Origin of the sequence: Bartonella sp. TT110JLCBS (assembly GCF_042193405.1) — a bacterium.
Lineage (GTDB): Bacteria > Pseudomonadota > Alphaproteobacteria > Rhizobiales > Rhizobiaceae > Bartonella.
In genome coordinates this window covers 327-577 of sequence record NZ_JBHILT010000284.1, presented here as the reverse complement: position 1 = coordinate 577, position 251 = coordinate 327, and the positions used below count along the sequence as shown (strand labels likewise).

At 40.2% G+C, this 251-nt stretch carries 1 protein-coding gene; it reads right to left on the bottom strand.

All coding sequences use genetic code 11. The features are described 5' to 3' along the window. Positions 1 to 251: hypothetical protein (locus ACFILW_RS10945; protein WP_375685847.1), on the bottom strand; the 251-nt coding region annotated here is incomplete at both ends.

The window sequence follows — 251 nt, the reverse complement described above, 5'->3', positions numbered from 1 at the left end:
CCAAGACGATAACTTTATAGGGTGTTAAAAGTTTATCTTTTAGAGCTTTTGAAAAAGTATACGTGTAAAGATTTTTTCCATAGAGCTCTTCATCATCCATGGACGCCAGAACAGCATCAGATGCGTCAGCCTTCTTTTTCAGCTTGTCGGTAAAGATCTTAGGGGTTGCCGTCATGTACAGACGTTTTTTGCCCCGAATGATGCCGTTATCATGAACCTTGATAAATTCAGATTCACGCTTGTCTGTTCCT